General features: G+C 64.4%; 18 protein-coding genes. 11 read left to right on the forward strand and 7 right to left on the reverse strand.

Translation table 11 applies throughout. From position 1 onward, the window contains the following. Positions 1-104: 104 nt before the first annotated feature. From polA to F462_RS05690, 3 genes are read left to right on the forward strand one after another with little or no spacing between them, the layout of a single operon-like run. On the forward strand, positions 105-2,807 hold the full coding sequence (gene polA / locus F462_RS05680; protein WP_038052277.1) for a DNA polymerase I: 2,703 nt from the start codon (positions 105-107) through the stop codon (positions 2,805-2,807). A 13-nt stretch (positions 2,808-2,820) separates the two neighbouring features. Beyond that, a complete protein-coding gene (locus tag F462_RS05685; RefSeq protein WP_038052280.1) occupies positions 2,821-3,324 on the forward strand; it encodes a hypothetical protein in 504 nt (167 codons plus the stop codon). Between the two features lie 5 nt (positions 3,325-3,329). Then, a complete protein-coding gene (locus F462_RS05690) occupies positions 3,330-3,974 on the forward strand; it encodes an SCO family protein (RefSeq protein WP_038052283.1) in 645 nt (214 codons plus the stop codon). Between the two features lie 264 nt (positions 3,975-4,238). Here the strand turns inward: F462_RS05690 and yihA are convergent, their stop codons facing one another. After that, on the reverse strand, positions 4,239-4,868 hold the full coding sequence (yihA, locus tag F462_RS05695; RefSeq protein ID WP_038052286.1) for a ribosome biogenesis GTP-binding protein YihA/YsxC: 630 nt from the start codon (positions 4,866-4,868) through the stop codon (positions 4,239-4,241). A gap of 194 nt (positions 4,869-5,062) precedes the next feature. Here yihA and F462_RS05700 point away from each other — a divergent pair, with 194 nt between their 5' ends. From F462_RS05700 to F462_RS05735, 8 genes are all read left to right on the forward strand, one after another. Further along, positions 5,063-5,686, forward strand: a complete 624-nt coding sequence (locus tag F462_RS05700; protein WP_018142335.1) for a c-type cytochrome — start codon at positions 5,063-5,065, stop codon at positions 5,684-5,686. Positions 5,687-5,953: 267 nt separating this feature from the next. Next, entirely contained in the window at positions 5,954-8,026 is a 2,073-nt protein-coding gene (locus tag F462_RS05705; RefSeq protein WP_038052288.1) for a cytochrome c biogenesis protein ResB, read from the forward strand. A gap of 29 nt (positions 8,027-8,055) precedes the next feature. Then, positions 8,056-9,228, forward strand: a complete 1,173-nt coding sequence (gene ccsB / locus F462_RS05710; protein WP_018142337.1) for a c-type cytochrome biogenesis protein CcsB — start codon at positions 8,056-8,058, stop codon at positions 9,226-9,228. Then, on the forward strand, positions 9,229-9,861 hold the full coding sequence (locus tag F462_RS05715) for a thiol:disulfide interchange protein DsbA/DsbL (protein WP_038052291.1): 633 nt from the start codon (positions 9,229-9,231) through the stop codon (positions 9,859-9,861). Positions 9,862-9,906: 45 nt separating this feature from the next. Next, positions 9,907-11,547, forward strand: coding sequence for an acetolactate synthase large subunit (locus tag F462_RS05720; RefSeq protein WP_038052294.1), 1,641 nt, complete (start codon positions 9,907-9,909; stop codon positions 11,545-11,547). A 37-nt stretch (positions 11,548-11,584) separates the two neighbouring features. Further along, a complete protein-coding gene (locus tag F462_RS05725; protein ID WP_038052296.1) occupies positions 11,585-12,466 on the forward strand; it encodes an endonuclease/exonuclease/phosphatase family protein in 882 nt (293 codons plus the stop codon). 90 nt (positions 12,467-12,556) lie between these two features. Then, a complete protein-coding gene (locus F462_RS05730; RefSeq protein ID WP_038052299.1) occupies positions 12,557-13,843 on the forward strand; it encodes a GGDEF domain-containing protein in 1,287 nt (428 codons plus the stop codon). Next, positions 13,840-14,730, forward strand: coding sequence for a PfkB family carbohydrate kinase (locus F462_RS05735; protein ID WP_038052302.1), 891 nt, complete (start codon positions 13,840-13,842; stop codon positions 14,728-14,730). The genes F462_RS05730 and F462_RS05735 overlap by 4 nt, the downstream gene beginning before the upstream one ends. A gap of 53 nt (positions 14,731-14,783) precedes the next feature. Here the strand turns inward: F462_RS05735 and asnB are convergent, their stop codons facing one another. The 6 genes from asnB to F462_RS05760 form a co-directional block, all read right to left on the reverse strand. Further along, positions 14,784-16,802, reverse strand: a complete 2,019-nt coding sequence (gene asnB / locus F462_RS05740; RefSeq protein WP_038052305.1) for an asparagine synthase (glutamine-hydrolyzing) — start codon at positions 16,800-16,802, stop codon at positions 14,784-14,786. Between the two features lie 97 nt (positions 16,803-16,899). After that, on the reverse strand, positions 16,900-17,982 hold the full coding sequence (locus F462_RS05745; RefSeq protein WP_038052308.1) for an aspartate/ornithine carbamoyltransferase family protein: 1,083 nt from the start codon (positions 17,980-17,982) through the stop codon (positions 16,900-16,902). Then, the gene (locus F462_RS14015; RefSeq protein WP_018142351.1) at positions 17,970-18,092 is read right to left on the reverse strand and encodes a hypothetical protein; all 123 of its coding nucleotides are present in this window, start codon (positions 18,090-18,092) and stop codon (positions 17,970-17,972) included. The genes F462_RS05745 and F462_RS14015 overlap by 13 nt, the downstream gene beginning before the upstream one ends. After that, entirely contained in the window at positions 18,089-19,555 is a 1,467-nt protein-coding gene (locus tag F462_RS05750) for a sodium:solute symporter family protein (RefSeq protein WP_018142352.1), read from the reverse strand. Before F462_RS05750 ends, F462_RS14015 begins: the two co-directional genes overlap by 4 nt. Then, positions 19,552-20,301 carry a cysteine hydrolase family protein gene (locus F462_RS05755; protein WP_038052311.1) on the reverse strand — a complete coding sequence of 250 codons (750 nt, stop codon included), beginning with the start codon at positions 20,299-20,301 and terminating at the stop codon, positions 19,552-19,554. Before F462_RS05755 ends, F462_RS05750 begins: the two co-directional genes overlap by 4 nt. A gap of 25 nt (positions 20,302-20,326) precedes the next feature. Beyond that, positions 20,327-21,568, reverse strand: a complete 1,242-nt coding sequence (locus F462_RS05760; RefSeq protein WP_018142354.1) for a Zn-dependent hydrolase — start codon at positions 21,566-21,568, stop codon at positions 20,327-20,329. Between the last annotated feature and the right edge of the window lie 20 nt (positions 21,569-21,588).

Raw genomic sequence — 21,588 nt, forward strand, 5'->3', positions numbered from 1 at the left:
GTAGCGTAACGGCCGCCCTGGGTCCGTACAAATGGGCTGCACGAATGGGCGCGTCCCGATCAGCCCTGTAGAATGTCGCGCGTCCCCCGTCTGGATTCTGTTTCATGTCGAAAGCGCCCCTCGTCCTGGTCGACGGTTCGTCATATTTGTTCCGCGCGTTCCATGCGCTGCCCCCCCTGACCGCACCGGATGGCGCTCCGACCGGCGCAATGATCGGCGTGGCCAACATGCTGCGCAAGCTGCGAGCGGACTACGGCCCCGACAACATGGCGGTGGTCTTCGACGCCAAGGGCAAGACCTTCCGTGACGACCTCTACCCGGAATACAAGGCGACTCGCCCGCCCATGCCAGAGGAGCTCGCAGCCCAGATCGAGCCCCTGCACGAACTCGTGCGGGCCATGGGCCTGCCGCTTCTGTGTGTCGAGGGGGTCGAGGCCGATGACGTCATCGCCACCCTAGCCGACCAGGCGGCAAAGGCCGGCCACGACGTGGTGATCTCCACCGGCGACAAGGATCTGGCGCAATTGGTCGATGACCGCGTCACGCTGGTCAACACCATGAGCGGAGTCACTCTGGACCCGGACGGGGTGCAGGAAAAGTTCGGCGTTGCGCCTGAGCAGATCGTCGATTACCTCAGCCTAATGGGCGACACGGTCGACAACATCCCTGGGGTGGAGAAGGTCGGGCCCAAAACGGCCGCCAAGTGGATTGCACAGTACGGCGATCTCGACACGATCCTGGATCAGGCCGATCGCTTCGGCGGCAAGATTGGCGAGAACCTGCGCGCCGCCGCCGAACGGCTCCCGACCTCGCGCGAGCTGATTACCGTCAAGCGCGACGTCGAGCTGGACGTCGGCCCGGACGACCTAACCATCCAGGAACCGGACCATGACCACCTTCTGGAGATGGTGCGCCGCTACGGCTTCACCCGCTGGCGCGCAGAACTGGAAGGGGGAGACGCCGCGGCCGCAGGCGACAACCCCGGCCCCTCGCAGACCCAGGGCGATTACCAGACCGTGCGTGAAGAGACGGATTTCGCGCAACTGCTGGAACGCCTGGAGAAGGCCGACCGCGTCGCCTTCGATACCGAGACCACCAGCCTGGACGCGATGCGTGCCCGGCTGCTCGGCATGTCCTTCGCGTTCGAACCGGGCACCGCGTACTACCTGCCGCTGGCACATACTGGGCCGGATGCCGACCCGCAGCTTCCGCTGGAGGCCACACTCGAGCGCCTGACGCCGTGGCTGGACTCAGCGGAGCACGGCAAGTTGGGCCATCACCTGAAATACGACCGCAATGTGCTGGGCAATCACGGCATCACCATGCGCGGGATTGTCGACGACACCCTGCTGGAATCCTTCTGCCTGGATGCCGGCGCCAACCGCCACGACCTGGACTCCCTGGCCGAGCGCCACTTGAACTACAAGACCACGCACTACGAGGATGTAGCCGGCAAGGGCGCAAAGCAGATTCCATTCGCCGAGGTGGATATCGGCATCGCCACCGACTACGCCGGCGAGGACGCGGACATCTGCCTGCAACTGGACGCAGTCTTCCAGCCTCGCCTGAAAGAAGCGGAAGGCCCCGCGTTCGTGTACCGCGAGATCGAGATGCCGTTGGTCCCGGTGCTGGCAGATATCGAACGCGTCGGCGTGAAGGTCGACCCGGACCTGCTTGGCCAGCAAAGCCAGGAACTGCTGACCGAGATGGAACGCATCGAGCGCGAGGCCTTCGAGGAGGCAGGTACCGAGTTCAATCTCGGCTCGCCGAAGCAGATCCAGGAGATCCTCTTCGAACGCCTGGGCCTGCCGGTACTGCGCCGCACGCCCAAAGGTCAGCCCTCCACCGCCGAGGACGTGCTGGAGCAGATGGCGGATGACTACGCCCTGCCGCGTCTGATCCTGGAGCACCGCGGCCTGTCAAAGCTGCGCAGCACCTACACCGAGACTCTGCCGCGCCGCATCCACCCGGAGACCGGACGGGTGCACACCTCCTACCACCAATCGGGGGCAGCGACGGGGCGCCTGTCCTCATCAGAACCCAACCTGCAGAACATCCCGGTGCGCACCGAGGCCGGGCGGCGCATCCGCCGAGCGTTCATCGCGGAGGCGGGTCACCAGTTGCTGGCGGCCGACTACTCTCAGATCGAGCTGCGCATCATGGCGCACCTGTCGCAGGACAAGGGCCTGCTCAAGGCCTTCGCCGAGGGCCAGGACATCCACCGCGCGACCGCCGCCGAGGTCTTCGGGTATGAGCCGGACGCCGTCACCAGCGACCAACGGCGTGCCGCCAAGGCGATCAACTTCGGCCTGATCTACGGCATGTCCGCCTGGGGCCTGGCACGCAACCTCGGCATCGAGCAGGGCGAGGCGCGCGAGTACATCGACCGCTACTTCAACCGCTACCCCGGGGTGCACGATTACATGGAGCAGGCACGCGCCAGCGGGCGCGAGAATGGCTACGTGGAGACCCTGTTCGGTCGTCGCCTGTACCTGCCGGAGATCAACAGCCGCAACGGCGCCCGCCGCCAGCAGTCCGAACGCGTGGCGATCAACGCTCCGATGCAGGGCACCGCAGCCGACATCATCAAGCGCGCGATGGTGCGCATGGCGAACGCCCTGACCGAGACCGGGATCGATGCCCGCATGATCATGCAGGTGCACGACGAACTGGTATTCGAGGTGGCGGTCGACGCGATAGAGGCGCTGACTGGTCTCGCTCGCGAGGCGATGGGCGGCGCCGCAGAGCTGGACGTCGACCTGGTGGTGGATGTCGGCGCCGGCCCCAACTGGAACGATGCCCATTAATCCGGTGACCCGAATGTTTGCCACCCGTTTCAACCGCATTGCTGCCTGGCTGGTCGCGCTCCTGCTGGTCGCCACCGCCTGGATGCTGGCCGAGCGCTACCTGGACACCGACGCACCCACCGACCTCGCCGTCGTGCAACCGGAAGAGTGCGACCTGAACACCGGCGCCTGTAGCACCGTCCTGCCGCTGGGAGGCGAGGTCCGCCTGACGATCACCCCGCGGCCCATACCCATGCTGCGGGAGCTGACACTGGAGCTGGAGCTGGATACCACCGCCCGCGTGGCCCTTGAGGAACCGGACGCGCTGGAACTGGACCTGGCCGGAGTGGAGATGTACATGGGCTTTCAGCGCCCCCGCCTGGAACACACGGGCGGCGGCCTCTACCGCGGCACCACAACACTGCCGATCTGCACCACCGAATCCATGACCTGGGCCGCCACGGCCATGCCAGCCGGCACGCCCGAGGCATCCTTCGTACAATTCCGCTTCGTTACCGCCCGCGATCATCAGCCATAACCACGATGCAACGAATCCCGATCAGCAGCGTTTTCTGGGGTCTGGCCGTTCTGGCGGCCGGGGCCCTGCTCGTATTCGTCACCCTGAACCCTGGGGAGCCACCCCACCCGCAACCGGGCCACACACAGCTGCCGGTGGCGGACGAGGTCCGCGGCGGGGCCATCGAGCTGCCAGTGGCCACTCATGCCGAGCGCTTCGATCTAGACGACTACGAGGGCCAGTACGTATGGCTGTACTTCGGGTACACCAGTTGTCCGGATGCCTGCCCGACCGGCCTGGGCTGGATCAGCGGCGCCCTGAACCAACTGCCTGATGACCTGCGAGGCCAGGTCAACGGCGTGCTGATCAGCGTGGACCCCGAGCGGGATTCGCGCAACCACCTGGCCAACTATGTCGGCCACTTCCACGAAGCCATTCACGCCGCGACCGGGCCGGAAGAACAGGTGCACGCGGCGGCGCAGAACTATGGCGTGTTCTTCGAGCGGGCGGAGACGGATTCGGCGATGGGCTACGTAATCGACCACAGCTCGTCGACCTACCTGGTCGGCCCGAACGGCGAGCTACTGGAGATCTACCCGCACGGGACGTCGTCGGCCCAACTGCTGGAGTCACTCAAAGCCCACATGAACGCGGAATCGGAAGATGAATGAATCGCCCGGGGGCGCCGCGAAACGTGTTCGGCGCGGACGAAGAAAGAAACTGTGAAAAAAATCGCATTTGCAGCAAACCCCGCCGGAACTTTGCCCGTGCGCCGCTTTCTCAATCAGTAAGCGCTCTAGCCCAGCGCGGCCCGCTTTTCTCCCTGTGCGGGCAAATAGGTCTCTCTCCCCCTGTAGAGGCCGAAGTTAGCCCCGGTCCAACCCCAAGGCCGGGGCTTCTTTTTGTCTACGCCCCTCCAGCTCCCGGGGCGGACTTCAGTCGCCTGCAAGGTCTCCGGCCGCGTGCTCGATGAGCCAGTCGCCCAGCAGGCCGCGCAAGTCATCAACACCCTGGCTCTTCAGAGAGGAGAACGTCTGCAGGGAGGCCTCGATGCCCATCGCCTCCAGCTCACCGTGGGCCTTGCGCAACTGCTTGTCGGCCTCCTGGCGGGAGAGTTTGTCCGCCTTAGTCAGCACGCAGTGCAACCGGCAGCGCTCCAGCGGGACCCAGTCCAGGAGCTGGCGGTCCAGGTCGGTCAGGGGTCGGCGGATATCCATGATCAATACGAGTCCGATCAGGCACTGGCGCTTCTGCAGATAGCCGCCCAGAAGCTGATCCCACTCGGCGCGCTTGCCCGCCGAAACCTTCGCATAGCCGTAGCCCGGCAGATCCACCAGGCGCGAATTCTCGTTCGGCGGCAAACCAAACAGGTTGATCTCCTGGGTGCGCCCAGGCGTGCGCCCGACCCGCGCCAGCGCCTTGCGGCCGCACAAGGCATTGAGGGCGCTGGATTTGCCCGCGTTGGAACGCCCGGCAAAGGCGATCTCGACCCCGGTATCCGCCGGCAACTGATGCAATTGGGCTACGCCCTGAAGGAAGGCGGTCTCACGGAATCGGGGCTGCATAGAAGACTCACAGAGGTCTTTGGCCGAGTACAGGGCTAGGGATATTTTTGAGCGCAATTTAGCATTGTGCTATAAACTGCGCCCCTTATGTTGCACGCCGTGCCGATGGGGCGCGGGTACAGATCGCCCTGCCACGGGGCACAAGGAACGGGTCGAAACCCGGGACGCATTTACAAGCAGGAGATTCTTCCATCATGAACCACAAGCTTTCCGCTCTCTTTGCTGCCCTGTCCGTATCCCTGCTGCTCCCGCTGTCGGCGGCCCAGGCGGGCGATCCTCAGCGCGGCCAGGAACTGTCCCAGTCCTGCGCGGCCTGCCACCAGGCTGACGGCAACTCGACCAACCCGGAGTGGCCCAAGCTCGCGGGTCAGCATCCGAAGTACACCGTCAAGCAGCTGCAGGACTACAAGTCCGAGCGCCGCGAGAACAGCCTGATGCTGGGCCAGGTCGCCGACCTCGACGAGCAGGACATGCGTGACCTGGCGGCCTACTACGCCGAACAGGAGATGTCCGGTGAAACCGCCGACGAAGACGTCGTCGAGCGCGGCGAGCAGATCTACCGCGGCGGCATCCCGTCGCAGAACGTTGCCGCCTGTATCGCTTGCCACGGCCCGAACGGTCAGGGCAACCCGGAAGCCATGTTCCCGGCCGTTGCCGGTCAGCATGCGCAGTACAGCGCTGACCAGATGCGCTACTTCCGCAGCGGCGACCGCGCCAATGACAACGGCCGCATGATGCGCAATGTCGCGCGCAACATGTCCGACTCCGACATCGAAGCCGTGTCCCAGTACATGGCTGGCCTGCAGTCCGGCAACTGATACGGACCGCAGTGCAGCGCCGCGCTGGACTGGCGGTGCGCAGGACCCAGGGAAGGGGCGGCTTCGGCCGCCCCTTTTCATTGGGCAAAAAAATGGCCTGTGCGGGAATGCCCCTGCAACCGAGTGCGTCATGGTGGGGCATGACGAACTCCCGGGCTCGTCATGGGTCCATCCAGTGCACCGGGCAACGCCCGCGCTGTTTATCGTGGAAATTGAACCCCCGTCGGGTTGCTTCGCATAGTCGCCAGGGTTAAAGCAGGTTTAAGAATGTCCAATAACGATCAGGCCGCGACCACCGGAACGGTCCCCGCATCCCGCCAGAAAACCGCGCGCAAGCCGCGGCGAAGCCGTATTCTTGTCGATTTCATGGGCTCAATGAGCCTGGCGATCACCCTGCTGGTGGCACTGGCCATCGCGTCGGTAATCGGCACCGTCCTGGTGCAGAACGAACCCTACACCGAGTACCTGATGGACTTCGGGCCATTCTGGCACGAGATCTTTGCCGGGATGGGTCTCTATCAGGTGTATTCGGCGACCTGGTTCCTGCTGGTGGTGGGCTTTCTGGTCGTCTCCACCTCGTTCTGTGTCTACCGCCAGTCCCCGGGCCTGCTAAAAGACCTGCGCCGCTACAACCTTCAGGTAAAGGAAAAGTCCCTGCTCTCGTTCCATTCGAGTGCAGCCAGCGACCTGGACCAGCCCCAGGATGAGTTTGTCCAACACGCCCACCGGGTGCTGAAGGCCCAGGGCTTCAGGGCGCGCGAAAAGAACTCCGACAGCCAGACCGTGATTGCCGCGATGCGCGGGCGATGGAACCGCATGGGCTACCTGCTGACCCATGTCGGCATCGTCGTGATCTGCGTCGGCGCCCTGGCTGACGGCACCACCCTGCTCAAGATCAACGAGTGGCTGGGGAATCTGGAGATCGAGACCCGTAGCGTGCCGATCTCCGAGGTCCCGCGCTCGGCCTGGATTCCGGAATGGAATCCGTCGTTCCGTGGATCGGTCGAGATCCCCGAGGGCGCCTCAGCCAACGTCGTGTTCCTGCCCATGCGCGAGGGTTACTTCGTACAGGAGCTGCCGTTCCGTATCGAGTTGGAAGAATTCCGCATTGAGCGTTTCTCCACGGGCGCCGAGAGCTCCTACGAATCCGACCTGATCATCCATGACCCGGACCGGGACGAGCCCCTGCGTCACACCATCTCGGTCAACCATCCACTGATCTACAACGGCTACGCGATCTACCAGGCGAGCTTTGCCGACGGCGGAACCCGGCTGGATATCGATGCAATCCCGCTGGGTGCCGAGGCGTTGCGCGAACTGGAAGTGCCCGGCCGAGTGTTCCAGGAGATGGATATCCCGACCCCGGACGGTAACACCCGCACGATCGAGTTCATCAACTTCCAGGTGGAGAACGTGATCCAGCTTCTCAACGAAGAAGGTGTGCGCGAGAACCGGCACATGGGGCCGAGCTTCGACTTCCGCCTGATGGACCGCACTGGCCACGGTCTGTACTACCGCAACTACAAGCGCCCCGCATTGCAGGAAGGCGCAATGTACTTCCTCAGTGGCGTACGCGAGAGTCCGGCAGACGAGTTCCACTATCTGTTCCTACCGGCGGACGCCGATGAGTCGCTAGACCGCTTCCGCACCTACCTGGCGATGCTGCACAACCCCGAGGTACGGAACGAAATCGCCCGCCAGGTGGCCCGCGACGACGAAACCGTCCCGAATGAGCAGACTCAGGCTATCGCGAGCACTACCGCCGAGCTGATGGGCCTGTTCGCTCAAGGCGGCTACACGGCAGTGCACAACGAGATTGAACGCCGAGTCCCGGCCGAGCGTCTGGACGACGTGCGCGACCTGATGATCCGCATCCTGCACGCGGGCCTCCAGGGGCTTTACATGGAAGTCCTGCAGGACGAGGGTGTAGTCTCGATCCAGGAAGAAGAGCAACGCTTCCTGGAAGACACCATCTCGGCAATCAATGCGATCAGCCTGTACCAGTCGCCGTTCTTCTTCCACTTGAAGGACTTCGAGCACCGCGAGGCCTCGGGCCTGCAGATCGCAAGGGCTCCTGGACAAAGCACGGTCTACACCGGCAGCGTAATGTTGATCGTCGGGATTTTCCTGCTGTTCTACGTGTCGTATCAACGGTTGTGGATCATCGCGCGACGGCGCGAGGATGGCCAAGGAACCCATGTCACCATGGCAGGCACCAGCAATCGCCATAAAGTGGAATTTGAAGAGCGTTTCGCGCATCTTAAGCGGTGGATCATCGATCAGCAGAACGCGGACGATGGCCAAAAAACCACCGGTTCTAACACCAACAAGAACGACTGAGTCAGCGAGAAGTCGGAGGAGCACTACCCATGTCCGTACCCCACGAGGCCCTGGATTTCGAACGGCCGAGCATCTTCCGGCGCATTCAGCTGCGCGACTGGGCGTACTTCGCCCTTATGGTCGCCACGGGTGTGATTGCCTACTCGCTGTACGGTCACATGATGGACCGCTACGACGTTGGAGGCCTGATCCTAGCGGTTGTCGCCAGCTCCTGGATGGGCTGGTTCTGGCGGCCCTGGCAGGCCTACTCGATCATCGTCGGGTCCCTCGCACTGTTCAGTATCTGGATGTATGGCGATGACCTCACGCGAGGAGAAACCAACTTCTGGCTGAACTACATCGGCTCCGGTCAGGCCGGTGTGATGTGGATGAGCGTGATGCTCTACCTGGCCACCGCGGCCTACGTAATGGGTCTGTTCTCCAGCTCCACCTTCCCGAGCCGCGCCGGCGCGGCCTTCGCCTGGGTCGGCTCGGGTGCCGGCCTGATGGCACTGCTGGTTCGCTGGCGCGAGATCTACCTGACCGACCCGAGCTGGGGCTACATCCCAGTGGCGAACCTCTACGAGGTGTTCATCCTGCTCGCGCTGATGACCACGCTGATGTACCTGTACTATGAAAGCCGCACCGGGCAGCGGACCATGGGCGCGTTCGTGATGCTGGTGATTGCCGCTTCGGTGACCTTCCTGCTGTGGTACGCCTACGATCGAGGGGCCGCAGAGATCGAACCGCTGGTGCCCGCTCTGAACAGCTGGTGGATGAAGATCCACGTGCCCACCAATTTCGTCGGGTACGGCGGCTTCGCCATCGCGGCCATGCTGGGCGTGGCGTACTTGGTCAAGCACCGCTTCGAACGCACCCGTCCGGACGCCCCGATCACCCATCGGCTGCCCTCCAAGGACGCGCTGGATAGCGTGATGTACAAGGCGATCGCGATCGGTTTCGCCTTCTTCACCATCGCCACGGTGCTCGGTGCCATGTGGGCGGCCGAGGCCTGGGGCGGCTACTGGACCTGGGACCCGAAAGAGACCTGGAGCCTGATCCTGTGGCTGACCTATGCGTCCTGGCTGCACATGCGCTTCACCAAGGGCTGGCGCGGTCCGGTCATGGCCTGGTGGGCCATCATCGGCCTGTTCGTGACCACGTTTACCTTCCTGGGCGTGAATATGTTCCTGTCCGGGCTGCATTCCTACGGAGAGCTGTAAATGAAGCGTCGTGAATTCATGGGGGCCCTGGGTGGGGCCGGCCTGCTCCTCGCCAGCGGCACCAGTCTGGCCGCGGAATTCCGCGAAGGTCAGCACTACCGAGCCATCCAGCCGCCGGTCGACACCGGCCTGGAAGACGGCAAGATCCAGGTCGTCGAGGTCTTCTGGTACGGCTGCCCGCACTGCTATTCCTTCGAGCCCAAGGTCCAGGCCTGGAAGCCCGAACTGGCCGACGACGTGCAGTTTGAATACCTGCCGGCGCCGATGAACGACGTCTGGGCCCTGCACGCCCGCGTGTTCTACACCGCCGAAAAACTGGGCGTGCTGGACGACGTCCACCAGGCGTTCTACGACGCCATCCACGACCAGGGTCGCGAGCTGCGCTCGGAGAGCGCCATCCTGCGCTTCATCAACCAGCGCGGCCTGGACGCGGACGAGTTCCGCGAGACCATGCGCTCGGACGAGATCCGGCGCCGTGTCGTGCAGGCCACCGAGGCCGTACAGGACTATGGAGTGGGCGGCGTACCCACGCTGGTCATCAACGGCGAAGCCATCGTCTCCGCCAGCATGGCCGGCGGTCACGACGAGATGCTGGAGGTTGCTGACTACCTGATCGAACGTGCCCGCGGCTAACGGGGCTACATCCCGCGTGGCCGGCACACGATTGGCCACGCGGCCATGAGCGAGCCCACCACTGCACAACGCCTGGTCGAATGCCTGGAACAGGAGGGCGTTGAACGCATCTTCGGTCTCCCAGGCGAAGAGAACATGGCGGTTCTCGATGCCCTCGCCGATTCCCCCATTGAATTCGTCACAACCCGTCACGAGCAGGGCGCGGCCTTTATGGCCGACGTGCACGGTCGGCTGTCGGGTCGCGCGGGGGTCTGCCTGGCGACCCTGGGACCGGGAGCGACCAACCTGATCACCGGCGTCGCGGACGCCAACATGGATCATGCGCCCCTGGTCGCCATTGCCGGCCAGGCCAGCACCCACCGGCTGCACAAGGAATCCCACCAGGTCCTGGACCTGAAGGGGCTTTTTCAGCCAATCACCAAATACAGCTCCAGTGTTGTCGAGCCGGAGATCCTCCCGGAGATCGTGCGCAAGGCATTCAAGTGGGCCGAAGGCGGCAAGCCCGGCGCCAGCTTCTTCGAGCTCCCGGAGAACATCGCGTCGATGCCGTGCCCGAATCCGCCACTACCGGTGCATTCGGGCCCCGCCGCTGTTCCCGCCGAGGCCTCCCTGGAAGCGGCTGCTCGATTGCTGAACGAGGCCCACCATCCGCTGATCCTCGCCGGCAACGGCGTCATCCGCTCCGGCGCCAGTGGCGCCCTGGCGGCGCTCGCCAGCGCCTTGAATATCCCTGTTGCCAACACCTTCATGGCCAAGGGCGTACTGCCCTTCCGACATCCGCTGGCGCTGGGCTCGGTGGGCCTGCAGAGCCAGGACTTTGTGAACTTCGGCTTCCACAAGGCGGATGTGATCGTCTGTATCGGCTACGACCTGGTCGAATATCCGCCCAGCTTCTGGCACCCGGACGCGGATCGTACCCTGATCCATATTGATTCGGCCCCGGCCGAGATTGACGGCCACTACAATGTGACCGCCGAGGTGCTGGGCGACCTGGTGACCTGCCTGCACCGACTGGCCGAGCAGGTGAGCCCGCGCGAGGAGACCATCCTGCGGCCGCTGCGCCAGAGCCTGATCGCGGACATGAACGAGCACCGCGACGATACCCAGGTGCCGCTTAAGCCGCAGAAGCTGATCTGGGACCTGCGCACCGCCGCAGATCTCGACGCGATCATGATCACCGATGTGGGGGCGCACAAGCTCTGGATGGCGCGCATGTTCCGCTGCGAGCTGCCCAACACCTGCCTGATCTCCAACGGCTTTGCCAGCATGGGGATCGCACTGCCGGGCGCCATCGCGGCCGCGAAACTCTACCCGGAACGCCAGGTGGTCGCCGTCACCGGCGATGCCGGCTTCCTGATGAACGTGCAGGAACTGGAAACCGCGGTACGCCTGGGCCTGAACTTCGTGGTACTGATCTGGAACGACAACGCCTACGGCCTCATCGAGTGGAAGCAGGTCCGCGAATACGGCCGCAAGGCCTTCGTCGAGTTCGGCAACCCCGATTTCGTCCAGTTGGCGCAGTCCTTCGGAGCCCAGGGCGTGCGCATCGAGCCCGGCGACAGCTTGGAGATGGCGCTGCGCGAGGCCCTGGTGAGCCCCGGCGTAACGGTCATCGACTGCCCGGTCGACTACAGTGAGAACATGAAGCTGACGGAACGTTTGGGCGAGCTCGTTTGTCCATTCTGACAACACGGACTTTCCCGCCAGCAGGAGAACACCCGCGATGAGTTCGATCGCGCCCACGCATGACCACGCATCGGACCCTGCGTCCGACGTCTCCGGTTCGACTAACAACACCATCCCCGAACAACTGGGCTACCAGCACGAACCCGGCAACCAGCGCTTGCGGCTACTGAGCTTCAATGCCCAGGTCGGTATTCACTCCTCCCGCCTGCACCACTACGTAACCAATAGTTGGAAACACGTGCTGCCCTACGGGGGGCGGATGGACAATCTCGACCGCGTGGCGCGCTTCATATCCGAATTCGACATCGTGGGCGTTCAGGAGCTGGATGGCGGCAGCCTGCGCAGCAACTTCGTCGATCTGGCGTCCTATCTCTCCGAACGGGCTCAGTTCCCCCATACCTACAACCGCATCAATCGCGATCTGGGCCAGTTCGCCAAGCACTCCCTCGCGCTGTTCTCGCGCCTGGAACCGGATCGCGTCGAGATGCATCGGCTGCCCGGCGCCCTGCCCGGACGCGGGGCCATTGAGGCCCGCTACGCGATGGGGGATGGCGAGGAGCTGGTGCTGTTCCTGCTGCATCTGGCATTGGGTAAGCGCACCCGAAAATCGCAGCTCGCCTACGTCGCCGAGCATATTCAGAACCTGCCACATGCCGTGGTGATGGGCGATCTCAACTGCCAGCAGGACAGCGAGGAGTTGCGCCAACTCATCGCGCGCACCGGTCTGATGGAGCCCATGGCCTGCCCCGCAACCTATCCCGCCTGGGATCCGCGCCTGGTGTTCGACCACATCCTGCTTACGCCCGACCTTCATGTGAGCGACGTCCGGGTCTACAACGTAGCGCTGTCCGACCATCTTCCGGTCGGCATCGAAATCGAGTTACCTCAACGCCAGGCCCTTCATGATCCATCGCACTAAAGCGATCAAGACATAGCAGTAGGCTTGAAGCGGTAGCATCCAACCCAATTCCGCGTTTAAATTGATGCGCCATCCTTCCGGGATTTCCCGATGTCCGACAGCGACCTGCGCAAGACCATCATCGATCTGGAACGATCGCTGGACCGGGAACGTGCGGTACAAGATGCCACCCGCCGTGTAGCGTTGCGGTCTCTCGCCGTTGTAGCCGCCAAGGCACCCGCCCTGGAAGGCGCGGTGCGGGATCTTACCCGGGCGATCGAATCCGATCCCGGCGATACCGCCTGGCTGGACCGCCTGAGCGGACAGCTCGCGGATGCCGTCCGCTCCAGCGATCATCGTCAGGACCTGGCGGAGGGCATCCTGGAGGTCGTAAGGCGGGGTCTGAACGGGTTCGAGTTCCTCGATCCCGAGGTGGAGGCCCTGGCTCGCGCAGCCGACCGCCGCGACAAGACTGCAATCGAACGCACCCTGGGCCGCCTGTTCTCGGTCTTGCACGACAAATGCAAGCAGGCCATGACCGAGCGCGAAGAGCTCACGGAAGTGGTGGGCGAGATCTGGCACCGGCTGGAGGATGTGGACACGGCCCTGTCCGAGGACGAGGCAAGGGGCCAGCGGGCCCGCGAGTCGGTGTCCGAGCTGCAGGCCGGGATCTCCGGAGATGTGGAGCACATCAAGGGCCGGGTGGTCGATATCAATGACCTGCCGACCCTGCGCGCCGAAGTCACCCGCGGACTGGATCGCATGGTCGAGCGCGTTAGCGCCTTCCGTGACACACAAGAGAGTGAGCTTTTGGCTGCGCTGGAACGCAACCGCCTCCTGCGCTCCAAGGGCCGCAGCCTGGAAACGCAAGTGCAAGCGCTGCGCAACCGGCTGGAACAAGCGCGCGCCGAGGCCACACGGGACAGCCTCACCGGGCTGCCCAACCGCACCGCGTTTGAAGAGCGTCTGCGCGACCTCCCCCGGAAGATCGAGCGTTCCGGATCGGCCTCGCTGCTCGTCTGGGACATCGACCACTTCAAGTCGATCAACGATGAATACGGCCACTCGGCAGGGGACAAGGTCTTGCGGGCGGTCGCCGAGATCCTGGCCGAAGGCGTCCGCGAGCCGGATTTCGTCGCGCGCTACGGTGGGGAGGAGTTCGTGATGATCATCCACCACGAACCCGGTGTCGCCGAGACCCAGGCCAACACCATCCGCGAGGCGGTGGATCGGCTGATCGTCCGCGCCGGGAAGAAGCGGCTCAAGGTCACGATCTCGGCCGGTCTGGCCGGGGTCGATCCCACCCATACGCCGGAGGCCATCTTCGATGCGGCAGACCAGGCCCTGCTGCAGGCCAAGAAGCGGGGTCGGGACCGTATCGAAAGGGCCGGACCGTGAGCGGCACGCAGGCCCCCAGCCTCATCTTTGGCGAGGCGCTGTTCGATGTCTTCCCCGACGGCACCCGGGTGCTCGGTGGCGCGCCCTTCAACGTCGCCTGGAACCTGCATCAACTGGGCCAGGCTGCCTGCTTCGTAGGTGGCGTCGGAAACGACCGGGCAGGCCAGGAGATCCGTCAGCGGATGGCCGCCATCGGCATGGATGACCAAGGCCTGTACCGGCACCCTTCGACCGCCACCGGGCAGGTGCGAGTCGAGCTTCAAGACGGCGAGCCCGCCTACACGATCGTCCCCGACCAGGCCTACGACGCGGTCCCGGCGGACTGGGCCGAGCAACTGCCCGACACCAGTCCAATCCTGTACCACGGCACCCTGGCGTTACGCTCCGGCAATCGCGACCTGCTGGAGCGGCTGCAGGCACGCGCCCAGAGCCGTTTTGTGGACGCCAACCTGCGCGCGCCCTGGTACGAAACGGACGACGTGCTGGCCCTGATACGTGGTGCCGACGTGGTCAAGCTGAACACCGACGAAGCCGCGATCCTGGCACCGGATGCAGCGGCCGAAGACCGCCCCTTCGTCCTGCTGGAACGCGCCAGCATCCGCTCGGCCCTGATCCTCACTCATGGTGCCGACGGCGCTGCGATCCACACCGTCGACGGCGAGTCCAGGCAGGCTCCGGCCCCTGCAGTCGAAGGCTTCCGCGACGCCGTCGGTGCTGGCGATGCCTTCGCCAGCGTCGCCATCATCGGCCAACTCAATGGCTGGGCCTGGGACACAACGCTGGAACGCGCCCTGGATTTCGCCGCGACCGTCTGCAGCCTGCAGGGCGCGACCACGGCCGACACCGGTTTTTACCAACACGCCACGCGGGACTGGCTGCCCGCCTGATACCCCGTGCGGGGGTGCCACTCAATCTCTGGTGTGGCCCCCGACGGAGTCCATCAAGCGTGCCAGCCGAACTCCTCGGCTTTTTGTCGCGCCAGGGCCGGGATGTCGGTGGCGACGAACTTCTCGTGCAGCACCTGTACTCCGATCATGTGGTTGATCACCGCGTCCAGCTGCACCTGGGTGGCGGCCGGGGTGTCCTCCGACTCGTGCAGTTCGAAGACCTGACGGACGCCTTCCGGATCCAGCAGGCCGGCCTCCTCCACTTTCTCGGGTGAGAGATAGCGGTCGGCCAGGGCCTTCATCGCGGCCCACTTGACCGGATCGGTGTGCGCCGGCGGCGCCATGAACGCGAACTTCTCGCGTTCGTAGAGCACCTTCGGCAGCAGGCCCTTCATCGACTCGCGCAGCACGTACTTCTCGGTCTTGCCCTTGATGCGCAGGGTCGGCGGCAGATGGGCGGCGAACTCGGCCAGGTGATGGTCGAGAAACGGCGGGCGCGCCTCCATCGAGTTGGCCATGTCCATGCGGTCGCCACCCCAGGTCAGGATTTGGCCCTCCAGCATGGTCTTGATCCAGACGTACTGGGCCTTGTCCAACGGGTGGCGGCCTTCCAGCATATCGTTGTCCAGGGCATCGGCGATGGCCTTGCCGGGCTGGTAGCCCTGCAGGCGCTCGCGACGCTTCGGGTGCAGCAGGCCTGGCACGTGGTCCGCCGCGGCCAGCCAGGGCTGCAGGCAGGAGGGCGTAAAGCCCATCATCTTCGTGAACTCGGGATCGTCCAGCTCGTTCTCGGCCAGCATCGCGCCGGAGACCAGCTCGTTGGACTCGTTCAGCATCTGCTGCCAGGCCTGACGGTCAGCCTCCGGCAGGGTGTCCAGACCGTGCAGGAACATGTCGCGGCGGAAGGCGGGGTAACCGCCGAACAGTTCGTCCGAGCCCTCACCCGTTACCACCACCTTGTAGCCGGCCTTGTTCACGTGGCGGCTCATCAGGAGTTTGGCCACGCCGAGGGTGTTGTAGATGGTGCGCTCGGCGTGCCAAAGGGCCTCTTCGAAGTTGTCGTAGAGGTGGTCGGCATTCAGGGTCATGATGTCCTGGTCGGCGCCGACGCTCTCGGCCATCTCGCGGGCGATCGCGGTCTCGTCGTAGTCGTCGTTGTCAAAGCCGATGGTGAAGGCCTTGACCGACGACTGCTGGCTGGCCGAGGCCAGCCCCAGCGTGATGCAGGAATCGATCCCGCCGGAGAGGTAGCAGGCCACCGGCACGTCGGCCTCCAGGCGCAGCTGTACCGCCTCCATCAGCTTCTCGCGCACGCCTTCGATCCAGTAGTTCTCGTCGGTCTCGCTCTCGGGCGGACGCTCGGAGGCCAGCGGGAAGTCCATGTCCCAGTACTTCTCCTGGCGGATCTTCAGCTTGCCGTGGGCGCGCTCGACGATGACCATGTGGCCCGGCTTGACCTGGTGGATGCCCTCGAATGCGGTAGTGCCGGGCACCATGGTCTGCATCAGCTGATGATAGAGACCGTCATCGGCAAACTGGCGCGGCACGTCCGGGTTGGCGAACAACACCTTCAGCTCGGAACCGAACACGAAACTGCCGTTGGCCTCGGTGAAGTACAGCGGCTTGATGCCAAAGCGGTCGCGGATCAGGATCAGCCGGTCGTGCTTGCGGTCATACAGCGAGATCGCGAACTCGCCGCGAAAGTGCTTCACCGCGTCCTCCAGCCCCTCGCGCTGATACAGGTGCATCACCATCTCGGAGTCGCTCTTGGTGTTGAACTTCACGCCTCGCGAGGTGAGATCGGTACGGATGCGTTTGTAGTCATAGAGCTCGCCGTTGACCGCGGTCATGATCTCCCCGTCGCTCATGCAGAACGGCTGGCGGCCGCGATTCTCGTCGAGATCGATGATCGACAACCGGGCATGGGAGAAGCCCACGCCGCGATCATCCTGGGTCTTGTAGCCGAAGCCGTCGGGGCCGCGGTGATACTGGATCGCCGCCATGTTGACCAGCGTCTGGGGATCGACCTTGCGGTTCGGGTCGGCATTAAAGATTCCGGCAATGCCACACATGGCATGTCTCCTTGGTTATTCAATCAGGGCGAGCGGGGCGCGGCCCGGGCCATCCCGGCGCGCCACGCCGCTCGCGGTTCGGTTTACGAGTCGGGTTTCAACCTTCGGGCGTATCCATCACTGCGCTAATGCGGCGCACCACCGTGGTCAGCAAAGCCATGCGCACAAACACCGCCCCGCGGGCCTGGGCGAAATACCAGTTGTGCGGCGTGGCATCGAGGTCGGTGGACAACTCGTCCCCACGTGCCAGCGGATGCAAGATGATGGCGCCCTTCTTGAGCGGGGAGTTGCGATCCAGCTTCAACCCCTCGCCCATGGATTCGAAGGTATCACCTACCCAGGCGATGGCGTTGATGTACACGACATCGAGCCCCGGAAGTTCCGGGTCCAGGTCGTGCACCACGCGCAGCTTCAGGCCGGCCTGCTCCAGTTCCTCGCGCTGGCCGGGATCGAAGTTCTCGTCCGCGCGCGAGATCAGCACAACCTCCTCGATTGCATCGGGGAAGAGGCTCAACAGCCGCAGAAGGGAGCGGACCGTGCGCATGCGCGAAGGGACCCCGATGATGCCCACCTTGATCCGCTGCTCCGGCGGCACCTCGCCGGTAAAAAGCTCCGGGCGCCACTTGGCCAGGGCATAGACATCGGCAAGGGCCTGGGTCGGATGCTCGTCGATCCCGTTGCCGGCGTTGACCAGCGGGATACGCAGGTTCTCCAGCATGTTGTGCGCCGCCTCGCCATCGGAGGAGCGCAGCACCAGCACGTCGCCGTAGTTGTTGAACATCTCGGCGATGTCCGCCAGCGACTCGCCCTTGGCGATCCCGGTGCTCTTGGGGTCAGTAATGGACATCACCGACCCGCCCAGGCGGTGCCAGGCGCTCTCGAACGACAATCGCGTGCGGGTGGACGGCTCGTAGAACGCGCTGATCAGGATCTTGCCCGCCAGCGGCAGGTGCATCAGGGCCGGGGTCGTCTCGTACTGTGCCGCCAGGCGGAACAGTTGCAGCAACTCGTCGCAAGAGAACTGCTGACTGGAGACCACATGCGAGGCCGCCAGCTTCAGAAGCGGATCCGGGTCTTCCTCCACCGCGTCCAGCAAAGCCTTTGGTCGGTCGGTGCCGGCCGCGCCGTCTTTCGGGTGGAGCACGTGCAGGGGATCTTCGGTGTAATTCACCAGAGGCATCCTTTTTTCCAGTCGCGGATAAACAGGGCGATCAACAGGATCGGGGTCAGCGTCGCCACCAGCGTGGCGATCACGACGATGATGGACAGGGCGGTGGTCGAGATCGTCATGCCGGGCTCCCCATCACTTGGGTGTCATCACGGGCCAGACGGTCCCAATCGAACGGGCGCGGGGCCAGCCAGGTGGCCAGCACCATCACCGCCAGGGACACCGCCGCGCCCACCAGAGCCGCGACGTAGAACCCGATCATGAAATAGCTGGCCAGCCCCAGGCCCGACCCCAATATCATCGACCAGGCGGCACCCTGCGGGTTCGCTCGCTTCCAGTACAGCCCGGCCACGATCGGCCAGATGGCCGAGGCCACGAAGGCCCCGGTGAAGTACAGAAGCTCGGCCAGCGAACCGACGATCGGGAGCTCGCCGCGGTAGCTTGCCGCCAGCCAGGTCAACAGCCCCAGCAGGACCACAATCACCTTGGTGGCACGGAACTGGTTCTGCTCGCTGGCCTGCGGCCGGATATGACCGCGATAGATGTCGCGGGTCACCAGATCCGAGGTCGCGGCCAGCAACGAGTCGAGGCTGGAGGCGAGCGCGGCGAACACCACGATAAACACCACGATCGCGCCGGTCAGGCCCAGCACCTCCGCGGCGACCAAGGGGCCGACCATGTCCGCCGCGGGTACGTTGATCCCCAGGGCCGGCGTGGCCAAGGCGATGAACCCCGCGACAATCGGGATCGGCAGCCACAGCAACCCACCGAACAGATAGGCGCGGAAGCCGACGTGGCGACCGAAGGCGAAGGCGCGCGACCACCAGACATTGGAATGGAAGATCTCGCCGACGCCGAACAGCAGGTTGTTGAACAGGAACATGATCGCGGCCGGGAACAACAGGCTCAGCAGTTCCGGACGCTCTTCCATCAGGTTGAAGTGGATCGCCTCGAAGCCGACCTTGTCGATGGTCAGCCAGGCGATGAACGCCGCACCCGCGATGATGATGATGGTCTGGATAAAATCGGTCCCGATGACCGCGCGCAGACCACCGAGCAGGGTGTAGAGCACGCACACGGTCAGGATCACGGTCATGCCCACGCGATAGTCGATCCCGGCCAGGGCATTGATCAGCACCCCGCCGGCCATCGCCATCGAGACCAGCCAGCCAAAGGCGTAGATCAGCGAGACCACCAGGAACACGCGCCAGGTGAAGGTGCCGAAGCGCAGGCGGATGAAGTCGCCGGAGGTGAATCCGCGCGGCATCAGCTCGCGGATGCGTCGCGCCAGCGGCGCGAACAGGATCAGGCCCAGCGCACCCAGCGAATACCCGAGCATGCCCCAGACACCCAACTGCAGCGCTAGCTGCGGGGCCGTCATGGTGGTGTTGGCGGTGACCCAGGTCGCCATCGCCGTGGCGGTGGCGAGCGCCAGGCCGACATTACGGCCCGCCAGCATGTGGTCCTCAGCGGTCTTGTTACGACGACCCAGCCACCAGCCCAGCACCACCCAGAGGACGCTGAACGCCGCCAGCAGCCCCCAGGCAATAGAGGTGGGCAGGATGGGGTCGTCGAGACCGGTCACGAGGCCTCCTTCACCTTCTTGATCTCGCGGATCGCCTCGTCCGTACTCATGACCCGGGCGTAGCGATCCTTGATGGTCGTGATCGTAGCCTTCTGCATCTCGGGCGTCACCGTGGCCGTGGCGTCATCCATGAGGCTGACATAAAACCCGAGATCACAGGCATCGCGCACCGCAGTGGACACACACTCGTTGGAGTACACCCCAACGATAAACAACGCGCTGATGTTCAGGTTGCGCAGGATGTAATGCAGGTTGGTCGAGTTGAAGACTCCGCTGGCCGTCTTGTCCAGGACGATCTCGTCCCCCACCGGGGCGACCTGCTCAACGAACTCGGCATCCTTGGAGCCCGGAGCGGCATGCAGATTCAGGCGCTTGTGGCCGGGGCTGCGGTCGCGGCCGTCGTGGGTCAGGGAACGGATGCGGGTATGGATCACCTCCAGCCCCTTCTCGCGGAAGGCGTCCTGCAGGCGCCGCACATTCGGCAGCACCGTCTGCTCCAGACGGTTGAAGTAGTACTCCTGGGCCTCGAGCGGCACGCCAGATTCGGCGGAGTCGGCAAACACCCCGTGACCGCGAGCGGCATCAAGGTACTGCAAATCGATGCACAAGAGCGCCACATGGTGCTCCCGCAGCTCCCGGCGCAGGACCGGTGTGGTAATCAGGCTTTCCTGGTACTGCTCGCGCAGCGGGTCCAGATTGTCGTAATCGTAGTCACTGATATGGGAGACGTTGTCGTTTTCGACCATTCCGGGCGTTTCCTTTATTCGCGGTTTATTGCCGGGCCGCCAACGCCAGGGCACTTTGCAGGGCCAGATTGGCACCGGTCTCGATGTCTTCCCAGTTTGTCCATTCCGCGGCGGAATGGCTACGCCCCTGCAGACTCGGCACGAAAATCATGCCGGTGCGGGTGATGGCGCTCATACTCTGCGTATCGTGGGCCGCACCGCTGGGCATGGTCAGGTACTCCAGACCCATGCGCTCGGCTTGCGCCTCGATGGTCTGCACGATGCCGGTATCGCAACGCACCGGGTCGATCTCGGACAGCACGTCGAACTCGAACATCAGGTCGCGACGGCGGGCCAGGCTGGAAAGTGTGCGGCGGGCCGCATGGGCCAGCGCCGTCAGTACCTTCTCGTCGGTATCGCGCACCTCAAAGGAGAAGGTCGCCATGCCGGGGACAGTATTCGCCGCACCGGGCGCCAGTTCCACGCGTCCGATAGTGGCCCGCGAGTTGGGGCTGCCGTGTTCCTCCAGGAGGCGATTGATCTCGCCACCAAACTCGGCCAGGCCCTGGAAGGCGTCGATGCGCATGTCCATCGGCGTGGTGCCCGCATGGTTCGGCTGCCCCTTCAGGCGCACCTCCCACTTGAACAGCCCGGTGATCGCCTCAACGACACCCACGCTCAGGCCCCGCCGATCGAGGACCGGACCCTGTTCGATATGGGTCTCGATAAAGGCGTGCAGGGTGTGTGGGTCACGCCGCGCGGCCAAGGCATCGTCGGCGTTCAGGCCCCAGTTGGCCATCGCCTCGACCAGGGTCACGCCCTCGAGATCGCGCGCATGGCTGATGCTTTCCGGGGTCAGCTTGCCGGCCATGGCCTGCGAGCCGAACATCCCGCCGAAGCGACCCTCCTCGTCGGTGAAGTCGATCACCTCCAGGGGGTACGCCAGATCCACCTCGTTTTCCTTCGCGGTACGCAGCACCTCCAGGCCGATCAGAACGCCCAGCGCGCCATCGAGCGGACCGCCGCCCGGCACCGTGTCGAGGTGCGAACCCATCGCGACTACAGGCCGCTTGCCGTCGTAGTCCAGGCGCCCGTGGAGGTTGGCGGCTCCGTCCTGCCAGACATCCAGCCCGGCGGCCTCCAGGCGTCCGCGAAACCACTCACGACCGGCGCGATCGCCCTCGCTAAAGGCGCGGCGATGCAGGCCTCGGTCGGCATCGCGTCCGATCTGACCCAGCTCGTTGATGTCCTGCTGCAGACGCTGCATGTTGATCTTCAGATCCGTCATGGAATCCTCCAAAAGCGGGT

Origin of the sequence: Thioalkalivibrio sp. ALJ1 (genome assembly GCF_000745395.1) — a bacterium.
Taxonomy (GTDB): domain Bacteria; phylum Pseudomonadota; class Gammaproteobacteria; order Ectothiorhodospirales; family Ectothiorhodospiraceae; genus Thioalkalivibrio.

Excerpts from the sequence above, each read along its gene's own strand:
- F462_RS14015 (WP_018142351.1), bottom strand. The coding sequence starts at position 18,092 with ATGACGATCTCGACCACCGCCCTGTCCATCATCGTCGTGATCGCCACG.
- F462_RS05715 (WP_038052291.1), top strand. The coding sequence starts at position 9,229 with ATGAAGCGTCGTGAATTCATGGGGGCCCTGGGTGGGGCCGGCCTGCTC.
- F462_RS05745 (WP_038052308.1), bottom strand. The coding sequence starts at position 17,982 with ATGCCTCTGGTGAATTACACCGAAGATCCCCTGCACGTGCTCCACCCG.
- polA (WP_038052277.1), top strand. The coding sequence starts at position 105 with ATGTCGAAAGCGCCCCTCGTCCTGGTCGACGGTTCGTCATATTTGTTC.
- F462_RS05685 (WP_038052280.1), top strand. The coding sequence starts at position 2,821 with ATGTTTGCCACCCGTTTCAACCGCATTGCTGCCTGGCTGGTCGCGCTC.
- F462_RS05755 (WP_038052311.1), bottom strand. The coding sequence starts at position 20,301 with ATGGTCGAAAACGACAACGTCTCCCATATCAGTGACTACGATTACGAC.
- F462_RS05720 (WP_038052294.1), top strand. The coding sequence starts at position 9,907 with ATGAGCGAGCCCACCACTGCACAACGCCTGGTCGAATGCCTGGAACAG.
- F462_RS05730 (WP_038052299.1), top strand. The coding sequence starts at position 12,557 with ATGTCCGACAGCGACCTGCGCAAGACCATCATCGATCTGGAACGATCG.
- F462_RS05705 (WP_038052288.1), top strand. The coding sequence starts at position 5,954 with ATGTCCAATAACGATCAGGCCGCGACCACCGGAACGGTCCCCGCATCC.
- ccsB (WP_018142337.1), top strand. The coding sequence starts at position 8,056 with ATGTCCGTACCCCACGAGGCCCTGGATTTCGAACGGCCGAGCATCTTC.
- yihA (WP_038052286.1), bottom strand. The coding sequence starts at position 4,868 with ATGCAGCCCCGATTCCGTGAGACCGCCTTCCTTCAGGGCGTAGCCCAA.
- F462_RS05725 (WP_038052296.1), top strand. The coding sequence starts at position 11,585 with ATGAGTTCGATCGCGCCCACGCATGACCACGCATCGGACCCTGCGTCC.
- F462_RS05690 (WP_038052283.1), top strand. The coding sequence starts at position 3,330 with ATGCAACGAATCCCGATCAGCAGCGTTTTCTGGGGTCTGGCCGTTCTG.
- F462_RS05760 (WP_018142354.1), bottom strand. The coding sequence starts at position 21,568 with ATGACGGATCTGAAGATCAACATGCAGCGTCTGCAGCAGGACATCAAC.
- F462_RS05700 (WP_018142335.1), top strand. The coding sequence starts at position 5,063 with ATGAACCACAAGCTTTCCGCTCTCTTTGCTGCCCTGTCCGTATCCCTG.
- asnB (WP_038052305.1), bottom strand. The coding sequence starts at position 16,802 with ATGTGTGGCATTGCCGGAATCTTTAATGCCGACCCGAACCGCAAGGTC.